Raw genomic sequence first — 367 nt, forward strand, 5'->3', positions numbered from 1 at the left:
CCCCTCGATCCCGCACTGCCTGCCCCAGCCGCTGCTCTTGTAACCGCCGAACGGGGCGTCGGCGCCGTAGTACATGCCTCCGTTGACGCCGATCGCCCCGGTCCGGATGCGGCGGGCCACGCTCAGCGCCCGTTCGGTGGACGCCGAGACCACCGCGCCGGCCAGTCCGTACGCGCTGTCGTTGGCGATGCGCACGGCCTCGTCGTCGTCGCCGAACGGCAGTATCACGAGCACCGGCCCGAAGACCTCCTCCCGCGCGATCGCGGCGCTGTTGTCCACCCCGGCGATCACCGTCGGCTGCACGTAGTGTCCCCCCGCCAGCTCGGCCGGCAGTCCTTCGACTTCGCCGCCACCGGTGGTGATCTCG

1 protein-coding gene is annotated in these 367 nt (G+C 71.9%); it reads right to left on the reverse strand.

All coding sequences use genetic code 11. From position 1 onward, the window contains the following. On the reverse strand, window positions 1–367 hold a 367-nt coding region (locus LI92_RS21535; protein WP_046322673.1), incomplete at both ends, for an aldehyde dehydrogenase family protein.

The sequence above is a fragment of the Mycobacterium sp. UM_Kg1 genome (assembly GCF_000972925.1).
Taxonomy (GTDB): Bacteria; Actinomycetota; Actinomycetes; order Mycobacteriales; family Mycobacteriaceae; genus Mycobacterium; species Mycobacterium hiberniae.